Source organism: Micromonospora siamensis (assembly GCF_900090305.1).
GTDB lineage: Bacteria > Actinomycetota > Actinomycetes > Mycobacteriales > Micromonosporaceae > Micromonospora > Micromonospora siamensis.
In genome coordinates, this window is record NZ_LT607751.1 from 961,481 (window position 1) to 976,800 (window position 15,320).

Below are 15,320 nucleotides of genomic sequence, written 5' to 3' on the forward strand. Positions count from 1 at the left end.
AGAGGTGACGCAGTGAGCAAGGAAACGGTCGTGCACGTGCTGCGGCACGGCGAGGTCTACAACCCCGAGGGCATCCTCTACGGCCGGCTGCCCGGCTTCCGCCTCTCCGAGCTGGGCGTGCAGATGGCCAAGGCCGCCGCGCAGGCGCTCGCCGAGAAGACCGTGGTGCACGTGGTGGCCAGCCCCCTGGAACGCGCCCAGCAGACCGCCGAGCCGATCGCCGCCCAGTTCGGGCTCTCGGTCGGGGTGGACGACCGGCTGATCGAGAGCGCCAACTGGTTCGAGGGCAAGAAGGTCTCCCCGGGCGACGGCTCGTTCCGCGACCCGCGCAACTGGTGGGTGCTGCGTGACCCGGTGACCCCGTCCTGGGGCGAGGCCTACCTGACCATCGCCGAGCGGATGTTCGCCGCGCTCCAGGCCGCCCGGGTCGCCGCCGACGGGCGTGAGGCGGTGCTGGTCTCCCACCAGCTGCCGATCTGGACCCTGCGCCGGTACGTCGAGCGCAAGCGACTCTGGCACGACCCGCGCCGCCGGCAGTGCGGCCTGGCCAGCCTCACCTCGTTCCACTTCGACGGCGACCGGATCGCCGGCATCTCCTACACCGAGCCGGCCGCGCACCTGATCGCCATCTCGCCGACCGCCCGGACGGCCAAGGGGGCCTGATGCTCACCCGGAGGCTCGCCGCCGCCCTGCTCGCCGCCGTCACCGCCGGTACGGCGCTGGTCGGTTGCTCCTCCGGCACCGAGGAGAGCCGCTGCGACACCGCCGACGGCATCGTCCAGTGCGCCCCCGACCAGCGGTCCCCGGCCCCGAAGATCGCCGGTGACCTGCTCACCGGCGACGGCCGGTACGACGTCACCCAGGCCCGCGGCCAGGTGGTGGTGCTCAACTTCTGGGGCTCGTGGTGCGCGCCCTGCCGCGCCGAGGCCGACGACCTGGAGGCCACCTACCAGGCGACCAAGGGCTCCGGGGTGGCCTTCCTCGGCGTCAACGTGCAGGACAACCGGGACAAGGCGGTCGCCTTCGAGGAGGGCCGGGTCACCTACCCGAGTCTCTTCGACCCGGCGAGTCGGCTGGCGCTGGCCCTGGACATCCCGCCGAACACCATCCCGGCGACGGTGATCCTGGACCGGGAGGGCCGGATCGCCACGGTGATCCGGGCGGCGGTCACCCAGGACGGCCTGCGGCCCCTGGTCGAGAAGGTCGCCGCCGAGGGTTCGCGCTGATGGGCGAGACCTTCCGTGAGCTGGCGCTCTCCGGCCCACTGCTGCTGGCCGTCGGCGGGGCGGCGCTCGCCGGGCTGGTGAGCTTCCTGTCTCCGTGCGTGCTGCCGCTGATGCCCGGCTACCTGTCGTACGTCACCGGCCTGGCCGGCGCGGACCTCGAGGGCCGGTCCGCAAAGGCGGACCCGGTACCGGTGGACGGCGGCGGTGGCGTCGCCGTGGCCGCGCCGCCGGTGCGCCGGACGGCCGCCGTCAAGGGGCGGGTGCTCGCCGGCACGCTGCTCTTCATCGCCGGCTTCACCTTCGTCTTCACCTCCACCGCGATCCTCGCCGCCAGCTTCGGCCGGGTCTTCTTCGACCACCAGCGGACGCTGGAGATCGTCCTCGGCTCGCTGGTGATCGTGCTCGGCCTGGGCTACCTGGGCCTGGTGCCCGGCATGCAGCGTGAGTTCCGGATCAACCGGCTCCCGTCGGCCGGTCTGCTCGGCGCGCCCGCCCTCGGGGCGGTGTTCGCGCTGAGCTGGATGCCGTGCACCGGGCCCACGCTGAGCGGAATGATCGCCCTGGCCACCGCCGGTGGGCGGACCGACCGGGCGGTGCTGCTGGCCGTGGCGTACTGCCTCGGGCTGGGGATACCGTTCATCGTCTTCGGGCTGGGCTTCCACCGCCTGCTCGGGGTGTTCCGCGCCGTACGGCGCAACAGCCGCTGGGTGACCCGGGTCGGCGGTGCCCTGCTGATCCTGATCGGCCTGGCGCTGGTCACCGGCGGCTGGCAGAACGTGGTGATCTGGCTGCAGACGAACGTGGGCCCGGGTGAGGTGAGCATCTGATGACGACCGTCGACGACCGGCCCGCGGCCCCGCCCGCCGGGGCGCCGCGGCGGCGGGTCAATCCGGTGCTGGCCCTGCTGCGCAACTCGTGGCGGCAGCTGACCAGCATGCGTACCGCGCTGGTGCTGCTCTTCCTGCTCGCGATCGCCGCCGTCCCCGGCTCGGTGCTGCCGCAGCGCGGGGTGAACCCGGAGAACGTCGACCGGTACTTCGTCGACCACCCGGACCTGGCCCCCCGACTGGACCAGCTCGGCTTCTTCGAGGTCTTCGGCTCGGTCTGGTTCTCCGCGATCTACCTGCTGCTCTTCACCTCACTGGTCGGCTGCATCCTGCCCCGGGCCCGGGACCACGTCCGGGCGCTGCGGATGCGACCGCCGGTCGCGCCGAAACGGCTCGACCGGCTGCCCGCGCACGCGGTGCTGGAGGCGCCGGCCGCCGCCGACGTCGAGGCGATCGCCGCGGTGCTGCGCCGCCACCGCTGGCGGGTGCAGGTCCGGGGCGACGAGGTCTCCGCCGAGAAGGGCTACCTCAAGGAGACCGGCAACCTGCTCTTCCACGTGTCGCTGGTCGCCGTCCTGCTCGGCGTCGCGCTGGGTTCCTGGTACGGCTGGCACGGCAACCGGATCCTGGTCGCCGACGCGGAGAACGCCTTCTGCAACACCCGGCAGCAGTACGCCGAGGCGACTCTCGGCCCCCGGGTGGACAGCGCCGACCTGCCGCCGTTCTGCCTCACCCTGGACCGGTTCGAGGCGGAATACCTCCCCTCCGGGCAGGCGAAGCGCTACTGGGCCACGGTGACCGTGGACAACCTGCCCGGCGACGCCACCCGGACCGCCGGCTTCTCGGTCAACTCGCCGCTGCGGCTCGACTCGGCCAACGTCTACCTGCTCGGCAACGGGTACGCCCCGATCCTGAAGTACACCGACCGGTACGGCCGCAGCCAGACCAGCACGACGCCGTTCCTGCGTACCGGCGACTCGAACGCCACGGAGGAGGGGTTGGCCGCCTTCCCCGACGCGAACGTCGACCCGAAGACCGGCAGGCGGGCGCCCGATCAGCAGATCGCCTTCGAGGGGCTCTACCTTCCCACCGCCCCGGACCGGGCGCCGTTCGTGTCGTCGCAGTTCCCGGCCGAACGCAACCCGGCGGTGGTGCTGGTTGCGTACCGGGGGAACCTGGGGCTGGACGCCGGCATCCCCGGCTCGGTCTACAAGCTCGACCAGCGGCAGGTGGAGAACGGCAAGCTCAAGCAGATCGGCGACAAGAAGCTCGCCGTCGGCGAGAAGTGGACCCTGGACGACGGCAGCACGCTGGAGTTCGTGGGCACGAAGCCGTACATCACCATCGCGGTCCGGTACGCCCCCGGCCAGCTGCTGATGCTGGTGGCCTGCGCGACGCTGCTGATCGGGCTGATGGGTTCGCTGTTCTTCCGGCGGCGGCGGGTCTTCTTCCGGGTGACCGCCCCCGACAGTGGATCTCCGACGGGCGGTAGTAGTTTGGTGGAGGCCGGTGGGCTGCCGCGCACCGAACATCCCGGTTTCGCCGACGAGTTCGCCCAGCTCGTCGCCGCGGTCAGCGGCGACGGACGGGACGACCGGCGGGCGCCAGAAGGAGACGAGTGATGTCCGCACTCTCCGACCAGCTGGTCACGTACGCGATCCTGGCGTACCTGGTCGCGATGATCAGCCACGCCGTCGAGTACGCCCTCGGCAACGCCCGGGCCGTGCCGGCGAAAACCGCGGCCCCGGCCCGGGAACTGGTCGGCGCGGGCGTCGGCGGTACGGGCGGGACGGTCGAGGAGCCGGCCGCCGCGCCGGTCGCGTCCGGGCCGGACCGCACGGCCGGTCGGGCGGCCCTGGCCGGGCGGATCGCCGGATGGCTCACCGCGCTCGCCGTGGCCCTGCACCTCGGTGCGCTGGTCACCCGGGGCATCGCCGCCGAGCGGATGCCCTGGGGCAACATGTACGAGTTCGTCCTCACGGTCACCTGGATCGGCTCGGCCGCGTGGCTCGCGGTGCTGGTGAAGCGTCCGCAGCTGCGCCGGCTCGGGCTCTTCCTGACCCTGGTGATGGTGCTGCTGCTGGCGTTCGCCGAGCTGAAGCTCTACGTCCAGGTCACCCCGCTGATGCCGGCGCTGCAGTCGTACTGGTTCATCATCCACGTGTCGACCATCGTCTTCGCCTCCGGCATCTTCCTGCTGGGCGTGGTGCCGGCGACGGCCTACCTGCTGCGCTCCGGCTGGGAGCAGGGCAAGCGGAGCTTCCCGTACACCCTGGCGAAGCGGCTGCCCGGCGCGGCCGGCCTGGAGCGGCTGACCTTCACGCTGCACGCCTTCGCCTTCCCGATCTTCACCTTCGCGGTGATCGCCGGGGCGATCTGGGCCGAGGCGGCCTGGGGTCGCGCCTGGGGCTGGGACCCGAAGGAGACCTGGGCGTTCATCTCCTGGGTGGTGTACGCCGGCTACCTGCACGCCCGGGCCACCCCGAGCGTCAAGCGCAGCGTGGCCACCTGGATCTCGATCCTGGGCTTCGCCACCATGCTGATGAACCTGTTCGGCGTGAACTTCTTCTTCACCGGCCTGCACTCGTACGCCGGGGTGTGAGCCCGGTCAGCACCTCGTCGACGCGGCGGGTGACCTGGTAGGCGACCTCCGGGACATCGGCCAGGTCGATCCGCTCGGCGCGCAGGGCGAGCTGGGCGTGCAGCTCCCGGGCCACCGCGTCACGGATGTGCCGGAGCAGCGGGGTGAGGCCGTCCGGGTCGCCGGAGACGTACGCGTCGTCCATCCCGCCATCCTCCCCGCCCGAGACCGACGTGTCGCCCCCTCGCCGTGCCGGAAGGGGCGGGCGACCTCGGCCGCCCGCCCCTTCCGGCGTCAGGGCCGCTGCCCTACCTGGTCCACCACTCCGACGGTCAGCACGGCCGTCGAGTCGAGCACGTCGCCGGCCTTCAGCCCGTCCTGGTCGCGTACCAGCACCTGCCGCGAGCCCAGGTAGGCGTGGCTGGCCCGGTCGAAGATCAGCTCGGTGCGGTAGCCCTGCACCTCGGTCAACGCCAGCGCGACCCCGGCCCTGCCGGCCTGGTCGGTGACGTCACCGACCACGGTCACCCCCGGGATCTCGCCGACCGCCTCGAACACCGCCGCCAGGCTCTCCGGCGGGAGGTACGCCTCGCGGACCAGGTCGCCCGCCGCCGTGAACGCCTGCTGGTCCGGTGGGTTCCTGGTGCCGGCCCCGGCCCGGCGGAGGTACGCCAGCATCTCGTCCGCCGAGGTGGGCAGGCCGGCCCGGTGTCCGGGCGTCGCGGTGCACGACGCGCGCTCGGTCCTGCCGTACTTGTGCTGGATCGCCACGCCGTCGCGGCAGCCGGGCAGCGGGATCTCCTCGGTGGCGCCGGCGCCGGTCCGGGGACGATTGCGGATCAGCCCGTCCCGGGTGCCGTCGGCCGAGAGCCAGACCGTGCGGTCGAGGGCCTGCGCGCCGGCCGCGCCCCGTGGGCTGAAGGCGGCGGCGGTGGTGAGCGAGCGGACGTACACGAACTGGTTGTCGCGGACGTCGAGGGCCGGCCGGTGCCGGGCCTCGTCGGCGGCGCCGGCCAGGATCCGGCCGGCGGCGGAGGCGGTGGAGACCGGCGCGCGGTCGCCGAAGGAGACCACCTGGGTGGCCAGTACGCCGACGGTGAGCGCGGCGGCCAGTCCGCCGACCGCGGCCGTCCGCCAGCCGAGCCGGGGTCGGGTGATCCGGGCGGTACGGCGGGACGGCCGGGTGGCCTGGGTGAGCACCCGGTGCCGGAGCCGGGCGGGTGGGGTGCCGGTGGGAGGGTCGAGGGTCGCGCCCAGCTCCGCCAGGGTCGTCAGGTCGTTCATCGGTCCACCTCGCTGATCCGGGTCGGGTCGGCGTCGCCGAGGGCGGCGCGCAGCTTGCGGCGGGCCCGGTGCAGCCGGGAGCGCACCGTGCCGATCTTGATGTTCAGGGTCTCGGCGACCTCCTCGTAGCTGAGGTCGCTCCAGGCGACGAGGAGCAGCACGTCCCGGTCGCCGGCGGAGAGCCGGCGCAGTGCCCCGGCGAGCGGGCCACGGGTGGCCCGGGCGCTCACCGCCGCCGCGACCTGGTCGGCGAAACCCTCCGCGACGCCGTCGTCGCCGGCCCGGCCGAGGGCCCGCCAGCGGGCCTGCTCGGCGCGTCGGTGCCGGGCGATCTCCCGGGTCAGGATGCCGAAGAACCAGGGCCGGGCGTCGGCGCGGGCCAGGTCGTACGAGTTGCGTCGGCGGAACGCGGCGAGGAAGGTGTCGGCGACCACGTCCTCGGCCAGCTCCGGGCCGACCCGGCGGTACGCGTACCGGTAGAGCTGGGCGGCGTACCGGTCGTAGAGGACGCCGAAGGCCTCGGCGTCCTGGCGGGACGCCGCGATGGCGGCGGCGTCGTCGGCCTGTCGGCCGGGCGCGACCGTCACCACAGTGGTGCGTCGGTGTGTCGGGGGTGACTCACGGGGTGGACCTCCCGTCCAGGAGCGGAACTGTCACCCCTGTCTCTGCCGCAGCCGCCGATCGGGTTCACGGCCGTCCGGGTCGGTGGCGGTCTCAGCCGCCGAACCAGCCCGGCACGTCGAGGCGGAAGACGTCGGCCGGGGCCATCCGGCGCAGGTCGTCCTCGATGGCGGCGACCCGGTCGGCGCCGAGGGTGGCCGCCCAGCGGTCCCGCAACTGGTCGAAGACCACGGCGGAGCGGCTCAGCCCGTCGACGCCCCTGGCCGTCAGCCGGACCAGCTTCCGGCGGGCGTCGGCCGGGTCGTCGCCGCGTTCGAGGTAGCCGAGGGCGACCAGCCGGTCGACGGTCTTGCCGGCGGCCTGCTTGGAGACGCCGAGGCGTTGGCCGAGGTCGGACGCGGTGGTGCCGCCCGGGCCGACCGCCTGGAGGACGAAACCGTGCAGCGGCCGCAGGTCGGGATGCCCCTGCCGGGCCAACTCGGCGTGCAGGTCGTCGATGAGCGTACGGAAGCCGGCGAGCAGCAGCAGCGGCAGCGCGAAGCCGGGGCGGTCAGGCGTTGCCATTTTCGACAACCTGGTTTACGGTTTGGTCAACCACGTTGACTATTCTACGTCAGGGGTTCCGTGATGTCCCGACCGGTCTTCACCGTCCACACCACCGACACCGCATCCGCAGCCGGCCGCCAGATCATGGCCGCCGTCGAACGCAAGCAGGGCCACCTGCCCGCCGCCGTCGCCCTGCTGGCCGAGTCGCCCGAGCTGCTCAAGGGCTTCTTCGCCGCCACCGCCGCCTTCGACTCCACCGACCTCGACCCGGTCGCCCGGGAGGTGGTGGTGCTCACCGTCGCCGCCCGCAACGAGTGCCACCTCTGCCTGGCCATGCACACCGCGACCCTGACCGGACTGGGCGGAGCGCCGGAGCTGATCGAGGCGCTGCGCGACGGCCGCGAGCTGCCCGAGCCGCGCCTGGCGGCGCTGCACCGGTTCACCCTCGCCGTCCTCGACCACCGCGGCGCGGTCCCCGACCACGAACTGGACGCCCTCCTCGCCGCCGGCTGGAAGCCACGACACGCGCTGGACGTCGTGCTCGGCGTCGGCGCGTACACCATCTCGACCTTCGCCAACCGGCTCGTCGACGCGCCCCTCGACCCCGCCCTCGCCCCGTACGCCTGGGAACCTGCGGCCTGACCGGGCGCCCTCGGGCTGCCGGGTCAGCCCCGCAGGAACGGCAGCAGCAGCGCGCACATCTCGGCGGGCCGTTCCTCGAAGAGCCAGTGACCGCAGTTCTCCACCACCTCGCCGGTGACCGTGTCGGCGTACCGGCGGACCTGCGCGGCCACCTGCTCGCCGAGGCTGGCCCGGGCGCCCACGGCGAGCACCGGCATCGACAACCTCGTCGACCGGTAACCGGCGTTGTCCGCGACGTCCTGCCCGAACGCGCGGAACCAGTCGAAGCTGGCCCGCAGGTGGTCCGGGTCGCGCAGGTGCCGGGCGTACTCCTCGACGTCCTCCGGGCCGATGCTGCCCTTGTTGACCATGATCGAATCGGTGAAGCGGTCCACCCAGAGCGCCTCCCGGCCGGTGATCATCTGCTCGGGCAGGCCGTTGTCGACGTTGAAGAAGCCGAAGTTCCACACCGCCGGACCGGCGGTGGTCAGGGCCGGGATCGTGTAGATGCTCTCGTCCGGGATGGGCGCCTCGGTGAGCACCAGCCGGGACACGGCGGCGGGATGTGCGGCCGCGTACGCGTAGGCGACCATCGTGCCCAGGTCGTGGCCGACCAGCCGGACGTCGTCGGTCAGGCCGAGCCCGGTGAGCAGGCCGTGCAGGTCGGCGGCGAGGGACTTCTTGTCGTACCGCCCGGGTGCGGCGTCGCTGTCGCCGAAACCGGGCAGGTCCGGCGCCACCACCTCGAACGACCCGGCCAACTCGGGCAGCACGTGCCGCCACATGTACCAGCACTGCGGATAGCCGTGCAGCAGCACCAGCGGCGGGCCGCTGCCCCCGCGGACATAGTTGATCGAGAGGTCACCGACCTGCGTCCGCTGCTCGGTGAAACCCGCCGGCACCCGACCGCCACCCATCTCCGCCCCCCGTCGCCCGGACGACCCGTCTACCCGCCCGCCCGCCGCGTACGCCTGGACGGCCGCCACCCGACCGGGCGGCACCCGCCGCCTCGCGCCGCCGGCCGCCTCGCGCAGGGGCCGCTACGCGCGCCGCGCCCCGCGCGGATGCATGGGCAGGCTCACAGGTGTCCCGCCCACCCGGCGTGGGCGGGGCGGCGAGCCGTGCGGGAGACTTGCGGGCATGGCGGCTCGTGGCTTCCCGTACACCGATCTCAAGGACTTCCTCGCGGCCCTGGAGCGCGCGGGCGAGCTGCGGCGGGTCAGCGTCCCGGTCGACCCCACCCTGGAGATCAGCGAGATCGTCACCCGGACCGTCCGCGCCGGCGGCCCGGCGCTGCTCTTCGAGCACCCCACCCGGGGCGAGATGCCGGTGGCGATCAACCTGTTCGGCACCGAGAAGCGGATGGCCATGGCGCTCGGCGTCGACTCCCTCGACGAGATCGGCGACCGGATCGGCGCGCTGATCAAGCCGGAGCTGCCGGTCGGCTGGTCCGGCATCCGCGAGGGCCTCGGCAAGGTCATGCAGCTCAAGTCGGTGCCGCCCCGCAAGGTCAGGACCGCGCCCTGCCAGCAGGTGGTCTACCGCGGCGACGACGTGGACCTGAACAAGCTCCCCGGCCTCCAGGTCTGGCCCGGCGACGGCGGGATCTTCCACAACTACGGGCTGACCCACACCAAGCACCCCGAGACCGGCAAGCGCAACCTCGGGCTCTACCGGCTCCAGCAGCACGGCCGGAACACCCTCGGCATGCACTGGCAGATCCACAAGGACTCCACCGCGCACCACGCCGTCGCCGAACGGCTGGGCCAGCGGCTCCCGGTCGCCATCGCCATCGGCTGCGACCCGGTCGTCTCGTACGCCGCCTCCGCGCCGCTCCCCGGCGACATCGACGAATACCTGTTCGCCGGGTTCCTGCGCGGCGAGCGGGTCGAGATGGTCGACTGCCTCACCGTGCCGTTGCAGGTGCCGGCGCACGCGCAGATCGTGCTGGAGGGCTACCTGGAGCCCGGCGAGCGGCTCCCCGAGGGCCCGTTCGGCGACCACACCGGCTTCTACACCCCGGTCGAGCCGTTCCCGGTGCTGCACGTCGAGACGATGACCACGCAGCGCCAGCCGGTCTACCACTCGATCGTCACCTCCAAGCCGCCACAGGAGGACCACGGCCTCGGCAAGGCCACCGAGCGGATCTTCCAGCCGCTGCTCAAGCTGATGATCCCGGACATCGTCGACTACGACCTGCCGGCCGCCGGGGTCTTCCACAACTGCGCGATCGTGTCGATCCGCAAGCGCTACCCGAAGCACGCGCAGAAGGTGATGAACGCGATCTGGGGCGCGCACCTGATGTCGCTGACCAAGCTGATCGTGATCGTCGACGAGGACTGCGACGTGCACGACTACAACGAGGTCGCCTTCCGCGCCTTCGGCAACGTCGACTACGCCCGCGACCTGCTGCTCACCGAGGGGCCGGTGGACCACCTCGACCACTCGTCGTACCAGCAGTTCTGGGGCGGCAAGGCCGGCGTCGACGCCACCCGCAAGCTCCCCGCCGAGGGCTACACCCGCGGCTGGCCGGAGGAGATGAGCATGGCGCCGGAGGTCACCGCCCTGGTCGACAAGCGCTGGAAGGAGTACGGGATCTGATGACGGCTGTGCTGGAGCGGCCCGGCCGGGTCACGTCCTTCCTCAAGCTGGTCGCGATCGAGCACTCGGTGTTCGCGCTGCCGTTCGCGTACCTCTCCGCGCTGACCGCCATGCAGGTGAACGGCGGGCGGGTCCGCTGGCTCGACCTGCTGCTGATCACCGTGGCGATGGTGGGCGCGCGGACCTTCGCCATGGCCGCCAACCGGATCCTCGACCGGCGGATCGACGCCCGGAACCCGCGTACCGCCAACCGGGAACTGGTCACCGGGGCGGTCAGCGTCCGCACGGCCTGGACCGGCGCGGCCGTCGCGCTGGTCGTCTTCCTGGCCGCTGCCGCCCTGCTCAACCCGCTCTGCCTGGTGCTCGCCCCGCTCGCCGTGATCCCGCTGGTCGTCTACCCGTACGGCAAGCGGTTCACCGACTGGCCGCACGCCATCCTGGCGATCGCCCAGGCCGTCGGCCCGGTCGGCGCCTGGCTGGCGGTCACCGGCACCCTCGACGGCTCCTGGCCGGCCTGGCTGCTCGGCGCCGCCGTCGGCCTCTGGATCGGCGGCTTCGACCTGATCTACGCCTGCCAGGACTCCGAGATCGACCGGGAGATCGGCGTGCACAGCGTCCCGGCCCGCTACGGCCGGCGCTTCGCGCTGCACGCCTCCACCGTCGCGCACGTGATCACCTTCGCGCTGTTCATCTGGTTCGGCGCGCTGGTCGGCTTCGGCTGGCTCTGGTGGATCGGGCTGGCGTTCACCGCCGTCGCGTTCGGCTACCAGCACCTGGTGGTCAGCCCCACCGACCTGAGCAAGGTCAACCGGGCGTTCTTCACCGCGAACGGCTTCGTCGGCATCGCGCTGTTCGTGTTCGCGCTGCTCGACCTGGTCATCCGCCTCGGGCTGCGGGGTTGACCGGCCCGGTGGGATAGCGGGCGCTCTCCAGCGTCCACTCGATGGTCCCGCGCACCGCCGCGGCCACCCCGTCGAGAAGGTCGGTGACCGCCTCGTCCAGCCCCGGACCGAACGACGGCACGGCGGCGCGCAGCGCCACGAACTCGCGCATCGTCTCCCGCCAGCGCGCCGCCGCCAGGTCGACCGCCGCCTCCGGCGGGACCCCGTGCTCGGCAGCGAGCGCCAGCACCAGGTTGTGCCCGCCCGCGGTCGCCCGGTCCCGCTCCAGCGAGGCGATGTCGTTGTACCAGGAGAGCAGGTCGTTGCCGAGGTCGGCGAGGCGGCGCAGCCGCGGATGGTGGTAGACCGCGTCCGTCAGCGGCCGGCCGGTCACGAACTCCACCAGCGGGTACGACACGTACGCCGCCGAGGTGGCCCGGCGCAGCGCGACGTACTCGGCCACCCCGGGACGGTGGCCCGCGTCCTTCGCCGCGGCCTCCCGCCAGACGCCGAGCAGGTGGTGGCCGACCGCGTCGGCGAACCGGACCCGCCAGCGCGCCGGCATCCGGCGGTGCGGCTCCCGCCACGCCTGCACCAGCAGCCGGCGCAGCGGACCGGCGAACCCCGGATGGCGGGCCCGCGGGCCGTCCCGCAGCACGGCGAGCACGCCGTCGCGCAGCCACCGGATCCGCTCCGGGGTGAGCCGGGCCGGGCCGTCGCAGGCGTCGTCGACCAGGAAGAACCAGGTGAACATCAGGCTCAGCACCCGCAGGTCGGCTTCGGTGGCGGCCGGGTAGAGGCGCCCCGCGTACCGGGCGAATCCCGCCTCGGCCAGCCGGGCGCGGGCGGCGACGTCAACCGGCAGGCCGTGCCGGTCGAGCTGCCCGACCAGCCACTCCTGCGCCCGGTCGGCGTGCGGGGAGATCCGGGCCGGAACGGGACACTCGGCGCGCAGCGACTCCAGAACCGGTACGCCGGTCACCGGCCACTCCTCCGTCGAGGGTCGATCGTCCCCGGCAGCATGGCAGGTCCACGCACGCACCGCCGCCCCGGCGCAGCAGCACCCGCGGTGACCAGGCACTCTTGACGGCATGCGCGAACCATGGGTGGTGGGGGTCTCCGGTGCGTCCGGCACGCCGTACGCCGCGGCGGTCGTCCGCGGGCTCCTCGACGCCGGCGAACCGGTCGACCTGATCGTGTCCCGGGCCGCCCGGCTGACGATCCTGGACGAGACCGGCCGGCCGTTCCGGGACGCGCACTGGGCCGACGACCTGGCCGGCTGGCTCGGCCGCGACCTGGCCGACGCCGACGTCCGGCACTGGCCCGCCGGTGACCTCGCGGCCGGCCCGAGCAGCGGCTCCTACCGGGTACGCGGCATGGCGGTCGTGCCGGCGAGCACCGCGGCCTGCGCGGGGATCGCCATCGGCCTGTCCAAGGACCTGTTGCAGCGTTCCGCGGAGGTCAACCTCAAGGAGCGGCGGCCGTTGGTGGTGGTGCCCCGGGAGACTCCGGTGACCCGCAGCCACCTGGAGCACCTGATCGCGCTGCACGACGCCGGGGCGGTGGTGCTGCCGGCCAGTCCGGGCTTCTACGGCGCCGGGGCGTCCGCCTCGGCCCAGCAGCTGGTCGACTTCGTCGCCGGCAAGGTGCTCGACGCGCTCGGCGTACCGCACACCCTGTTCCGTCGCTGGTCCGGCCAGCTGGCCGCCGACCGGTCCTGACCCGGTGGTCTCACCGGTGCGCGGACCGGAACCTGTCGCCCGGTCCGCGTACCACCCGGCACCACTCAGTACATGCCGGCGTTGGCCGGCCCCGGGCCGGTCGAGGCGGTCGGGCCCACGTTCCGTGGCTTGCCCATCTCGTCCGCCTCGTCCAGCATGCCCTCCCCCTCAAGCAGGGCCCGCACCTCGGATTCCCGAAACCGGCGATGCCCGCCTGGAGTCCGGATGCTGCCTATCCGGCCGGCCGCCGCCCATCTCGTCACAGTTTTCGGGTCTACCCGAAACAGCGCGGCGACCTCACCCGGTGTCAGCAGGCGATCTCCAGTGTCCACAGCCCCCTCCTCGCGTCGACGAAGCCCCCGGCTGAACACACTGCCCCCGGCCGGTGCGAGCCCAGAGCCGTCATGAGGGACGTATGGCAATTACAGCACCAGCGACCTGGCCTGTCCGCCAAACGCGAAAAAAGCACTGAGTGGGAAGTTAGTAAATGGTACCGGCGGCGGGACCCTCCGACTGTGAGTCTGCGAACTGTCACCTGACGTCATGTTCAACGGACACCGAGCGCCGCGCGTTACGCCGTGGCCGATAGGGTCACCGTCCGTGGACGCCATCGACCTGAGCCTCGTGGAGCTGCTGCGCGGCAACGCCCGCCTGTCCTACGCCGAGCTGGCCAGGCAGGTCGGCCTCTCCGCGCCGGCGGTGCACGAGCGGGTCGGCAAGCTGGAGTCCGGCGGGGTGATCCGGGCGTACCGGGCGGAGGTCGAGCCGGAGGCGATCGGGCTGGGCGTCACCGCCCTGATCGGCATCGTCGAGGACTCCGGCGGCGACACCGACGACGTGCTCGAGGCGTTCCGGCAGATGCCGGAGATCGAGTCCTGCTATTTCATGGCCGGCGTGGAGTCGTTCCTGCTCAAGGCCCGGGTCGGCACCATCGCCGAGCTGGAGCAGCTGATCGTGCGGTTGAACCGGACGCCTGGGGTCGCCTCCACCCGGACCGGGATCGCCCTGTCGACCAAGTGGGAGAACCGCCCTCAACCCCTCACCCCGCCCGAGGCCTGACCCGGCCGGAGTTCCCGGGCCGCCGGCCCGGCCCGAGTGGGCTGCCCGCGTCGAAGTTCCTGGCCGCCCGACCCCGGCCGAGGCGGGCCGCCCGCTCCATGCTGCGGAGCGTGACATCCCCGCCGCTCCACCGCACCCCCCGCCCCCGCTTTGCTCTGCTGCTGCGGACGCAACAGCCACCGAGTGTGACCGCCGGCGGAGCCTTGTCAGGTCTTTCCGATCCTGGAGCCGCTGGTCGGGGCGCTGGCGCGCCCGGGGCAGCAGAGCAAAGCGGGGAGAACGAGTGCGCGGTACCGCGCGCCCCGGTGACGCAGGGTGGCTGACGCTGTGGTCACCCACAGCGACAACAGTGGGCCGTCGTACGGGTGGAAGGGCCGGCGGGTCGTCACCTGAGGGCCGGTGGACGCTCTGGCGCGGGCCGGGGCGGCGGCGATACCGTGCGCCGATGAGACCGCCAGCACGCGAGCCGGCGCGGGAATCCGGGCCGGAGCCGGCACGGGGGCCGGGGGCAGGACCGGCATCGGGCCCGCGGCGGGGAGTCGCCGTCGTGACCGGGGCGGCCGGCGGGCTCGGCCGGGCCATCGCCGCCGCGCTGCACGCCGACGGCTGGGACGTACTCCTGACCGACCTGGACGCCGACGCGGCCCGCGCCGCCGCCGGGCCGCTCGGTGGCTGGTCCCGGGCCCTGGACGTACGCGACGAGGCGGCCTGCGCCGACGTCGCCGCCGAGGCGGACGGGCGGGCCACCGACGGGCTCGGGCTCTGGGTGAACAACGCCGGCATCCTGGCCACCGGCCCGTCCTGGACCCACGACGCCACGACCCGGCGACGGATCGTCGAGGTCAACGCGCTCGGCGCGGTGAACGGCACCCTCGCCGCGCTCGACGTGATGCGACCGCGCCGCCGCGGCCACGTGCTCAACGTCGTGTCGCTGGCCGGGCTGGTCGCCGCCCCCGGCGAGACCGTCTACGCGGCCAGCAAGCACGCGCTGCTGGCGTTCAGCATCGGCACCCTCGCCGACCTGCGCACGGCCGGCCTGCGGGACGTACACGTGTCCTGCCTGTGCCCGGACGGGATCTGGACGCCGATGCTGCACGACCGGCTCGCCGACCCCGGCGCCGTGGCCTCCTTCACCGGCGCGATGCTCAGCCCGGAGCGGGTGGCCGCCCGGGCCGTCCGGCTGGCCCGGCGACCCCGGCCGGTGGTCAGCCTGCCCCGGTGGCGCGGCGCCCAGGTACGGCTGCTCGACGCCTTCCCCCGGGTCGCCCTCGCCCTCCTGCCCGCCGTCCGGGCGGCCGGCCGGGCCGGGCAGCGCCGGCAGCGCCGCCGGGTCGGGCCGAACCCGAGCTGAC

General features: G+C 73.3%; 18 protein-coding genes. 11 read left to right on the forward strand and 7 right to left on the reverse strand.

Features of this window, described 5'->3' with window-relative positions:
* Positions 1-12 precede the first annotated feature (12 nt).
* Genes GA0074704_RS04490 through ccsB form a run of 5 tightly spaced genes read left to right on the forward strand, consistent with a single transcriptional unit; the run spans position 13 to position 4,655 of the window.
* Positions 13-663 carry a histidine phosphatase family protein gene (locus tag GA0074704_RS04490; RefSeq protein ID WP_088969320.1) on the forward strand — a complete coding sequence of 217 codons (651 nt, stop codon included), beginning with the start codon at positions 13-15 and terminating at the stop codon, positions 661-663.
* The gene (locus GA0074704_RS04495) at positions 663-1,226 is read left to right on the forward strand and encodes a TlpA family protein disulfide reductase (protein ID WP_088969321.1); all 564 of its coding nucleotides are present in this window, start codon (positions 663-665) and stop codon (positions 1,224-1,226) included. Before GA0074704_RS04490 ends, GA0074704_RS04495 begins: the two co-directional genes overlap by 1 nt.
* Complete coding sequence (locus GA0074704_RS04500) at positions 1,226-2,053, forward strand: cytochrome c biogenesis CcdA family protein (protein ID WP_088969322.1); 828 nt, start codon at positions 1,226-1,228, stop codon at positions 2,051-2,053. The genes GA0074704_RS04495 and GA0074704_RS04500 overlap by 1 nt, the downstream gene beginning before the upstream one ends.
* Positions 2,053-3,675: a cytochrome c biogenesis protein ResB gene (resB, locus tag GA0074704_RS04505; protein WP_088969323.1), complete on the forward strand. Its 1,623-nt coding sequence runs from the start codon at positions 2,053-2,055 to the stop codon at positions 3,673-3,675. Before GA0074704_RS04500 ends, resB begins: the two co-directional genes overlap by 1 nt.
* Complete coding sequence (ccsB, locus tag GA0074704_RS04510; RefSeq protein WP_088969324.1) at positions 3,675-4,655, forward strand: c-type cytochrome biogenesis protein CcsB; 981 nt, start codon at positions 3,675-3,677, stop codon at positions 4,653-4,655. Before resB ends, ccsB begins: the two co-directional genes overlap by 1 nt.
* On the opposite strand, the gene GA0074704_RS04515 is transcribed toward ccsB, so the two are convergent.
* The 4 genes from GA0074704_RS04515 to GA0074704_RS04530 all read right to left on the reverse strand — a co-directional run bounded on the left by GA0074704_RS04515 (position 4,624) and on the right by GA0074704_RS04530 (position 7,103).
* A complete protein-coding gene (locus tag GA0074704_RS04515; RefSeq protein WP_088969325.1) occupies positions 4,624-4,839 on the reverse strand; it encodes a hypothetical protein in 216 nt (71 codons plus the stop codon). The two genes, ccsB and GA0074704_RS04515, sit on opposite strands and share 32 nt — an antisense overlap.
* A gap of 89 nt (positions 4,840-4,928) precedes the next feature.
* Positions 4,929-5,918: a CU044_5270 family protein gene (locus tag GA0074704_RS04520; protein ID WP_088969326.1), complete on the reverse strand. Its 990-nt coding sequence runs from the start codon at positions 5,916-5,918 to the stop codon at positions 4,929-4,931.
* Positions 5,915-6,505, reverse strand: coding sequence for an RNA polymerase sigma factor (locus GA0074704_RS04525; RefSeq protein WP_088973445.1), 591 nt, complete (start codon positions 6,503-6,505; stop codon positions 5,915-5,917). Before GA0074704_RS04525 ends, GA0074704_RS04520 begins: the two co-directional genes overlap by 4 nt.
* Before the next feature lie 127 nt (positions 6,506-6,632).
* A complete protein-coding gene (locus GA0074704_RS04530; protein ID WP_088969327.1) occupies positions 6,633-7,103 on the reverse strand; it encodes a MarR family winged helix-turn-helix transcriptional regulator in 471 nt (156 codons plus the stop codon).
* A 63-nt stretch (positions 7,104-7,166) separates the two neighbouring features.
* Between GA0074704_RS04530 and GA0074704_RS04535 the strand changes: the two genes are divergently transcribed.
* Complete coding sequence (locus GA0074704_RS04535) at positions 7,167-7,727, forward strand: carboxymuconolactone decarboxylase family protein (RefSeq protein WP_088969328.1); 561 nt, start codon at positions 7,167-7,169, stop codon at positions 7,725-7,727.
* Between the two features lie 23 nt (positions 7,728-7,750).
* Here GA0074704_RS04535 and GA0074704_RS04540 read toward each other — a convergent pair whose 3' ends face one another.
* A complete protein-coding gene (locus tag GA0074704_RS04540) occupies positions 7,751-8,623 on the reverse strand; it encodes an alpha/beta fold hydrolase (protein WP_088969329.1) in 873 nt (290 codons plus the stop codon).
* A 223-nt stretch (positions 8,624-8,846) separates the two neighbouring features.
* Here GA0074704_RS04540 and GA0074704_RS04545 point away from each other — a divergent pair, with 223 nt between their 5' ends.
* Both GA0074704_RS04545 and mqnP read left to right on the forward strand, forming a co-directional pair.
* Positions 8,847-10,307, forward strand: coding sequence for a menaquinone biosynthesis decarboxylase (locus GA0074704_RS04545; RefSeq protein WP_088969330.1), 1,461 nt, complete (start codon positions 8,847-8,849; stop codon positions 10,305-10,307).
* Positions 10,307-11,209 carry a menaquinone biosynthesis prenyltransferase MqnP gene (mqnP, locus tag GA0074704_RS04550; protein WP_172880412.1) on the forward strand — a complete coding sequence of 301 codons (903 nt, stop codon included), beginning with the start codon at positions 10,307-10,309 and terminating at the stop codon, positions 11,207-11,209. Before GA0074704_RS04545 ends, mqnP begins: the two co-directional genes overlap by 1 nt.
* Here the strand turns inward: mqnP and GA0074704_RS04555 are convergent.
* Positions 11,184-12,170, reverse strand: coding sequence for a terpene synthase family protein (locus tag GA0074704_RS04555; RefSeq protein WP_088969331.1), 987 nt, complete (start codon positions 12,168-12,170; stop codon positions 11,184-11,186). The two genes, mqnP and GA0074704_RS04555, sit on opposite strands and share 26 nt — an antisense overlap.
* A gap of 109 nt (positions 12,171-12,279) precedes the next feature.
* Between GA0074704_RS04555 and GA0074704_RS04560 the strand changes: the two genes are divergently transcribed.
* Positions 12,280-12,909: a UbiX family flavin prenyltransferase gene (locus GA0074704_RS04560; RefSeq protein ID WP_088969332.1), complete on the forward strand. Its 630-nt coding sequence runs from the start codon at positions 12,280-12,282 to the stop codon at positions 12,907-12,909.
* Between the two features lie 65 nt (positions 12,910-12,974).
* Here GA0074704_RS04560 and GA0074704_RS04565 read toward each other — a convergent pair whose 3' ends face one another.
* Entirely contained in the window at positions 12,975-13,241 is a 267-nt protein-coding gene (locus GA0074704_RS04565) for a BldC family transcriptional regulator (protein WP_088969333.1), read from the reverse strand.
* Positions 13,242-13,509: 268 nt separating this feature from the next.
* Between GA0074704_RS04565 and GA0074704_RS04570 the strand changes: the two genes are divergently transcribed.
* Both GA0074704_RS04570 and GA0074704_RS04575 read left to right on the forward strand, forming a co-directional pair.
* A complete protein-coding gene (locus GA0074704_RS04570; RefSeq protein ID WP_088969334.1) occupies positions 13,510-13,968 on the forward strand; it encodes an Lrp/AsnC family transcriptional regulator in 459 nt (152 codons plus the stop codon).
* 547 nt (positions 13,969-14,515) lie between these two features.
* The gene (locus tag GA0074704_RS04575; protein WP_231926757.1) at positions 14,516-15,319 is read left to right on the forward strand and encodes an SDR family NAD(P)-dependent oxidoreductase; all 804 of its coding nucleotides are present in this window, start codon (positions 14,516-14,518) and stop codon (positions 15,317-15,319) included.
* Position 15,320: the final 1 nt, after the last annotated feature.

Excerpts from the sequence above, each read along its gene's own strand:
- resB (WP_088969323.1), top strand. The coding sequence starts at position 2,053 with ATGACGACCGTCGACGACCGGCCCGCGGCCCCGCCCGCCGGGGCGCCG.
- GA0074704_RS04535 (WP_088969328.1), top strand. The coding sequence starts at position 7,167 with ATGTCCCGACCGGTCTTCACCGTCCACACCACCGACACCGCATCCGCA.
- GA0074704_RS04560 (WP_088969332.1), top strand. The coding sequence starts at position 12,280 with ATGCGCGAACCATGGGTGGTGGGGGTCTCCGGTGCGTCCGGCACGCCG.
- GA0074704_RS04495 (WP_088969321.1), top strand. The coding sequence starts at position 663 with ATGCTCACCCGGAGGCTCGCCGCCGCCCTGCTCGCCGCCGTCACCGCC.
- GA0074704_RS04540 (WP_088969329.1), bottom strand. The coding sequence starts at position 8,623 with ATGGGTGGCGGTCGGGTGCCGGCGGGTTTCACCGAGCAGCGGACGCAG.
- mqnP (WP_172880412.1), top strand. The coding sequence starts at position 10,307 with ATGACGGCTGTGCTGGAGCGGCCCGGCCGGGTCACGTCCTTCCTCAAG.
- GA0074704_RS04545 (WP_088969330.1), top strand. The coding sequence starts at position 8,847 with ATGGCGGCTCGTGGCTTCCCGTACACCGATCTCAAGGACTTCCTCGCG.
- GA0074704_RS04515 (WP_088969325.1), bottom strand. The coding sequence starts at position 4,839 with ATGGACGACGCGTACGTCTCCGGCGACCCGGACGGCCTCACCCCGCTG.
- GA0074704_RS04500 (WP_088969322.1), top strand. The coding sequence starts at position 1,226 with ATGGGCGAGACCTTCCGTGAGCTGGCGCTCTCCGGCCCACTGCTGCTG.
- ccsB (WP_088969324.1), top strand. The coding sequence starts at position 3,675 with ATGTCCGCACTCTCCGACCAGCTGGTCACGTACGCGATCCTGGCGTAC.
- GA0074704_RS04520 (WP_088969326.1), bottom strand. The coding sequence starts at position 5,918 with ATGAACGACCTGACGACCCTGGCGGAGCTGGGCGCGACCCTCGACCCT.
- GA0074704_RS04530 (WP_088969327.1), bottom strand. The coding sequence starts at position 7,103 with ATGGCAACGCCTGACCGCCCCGGCTTCGCGCTGCCGCTGCTGCTGCTC.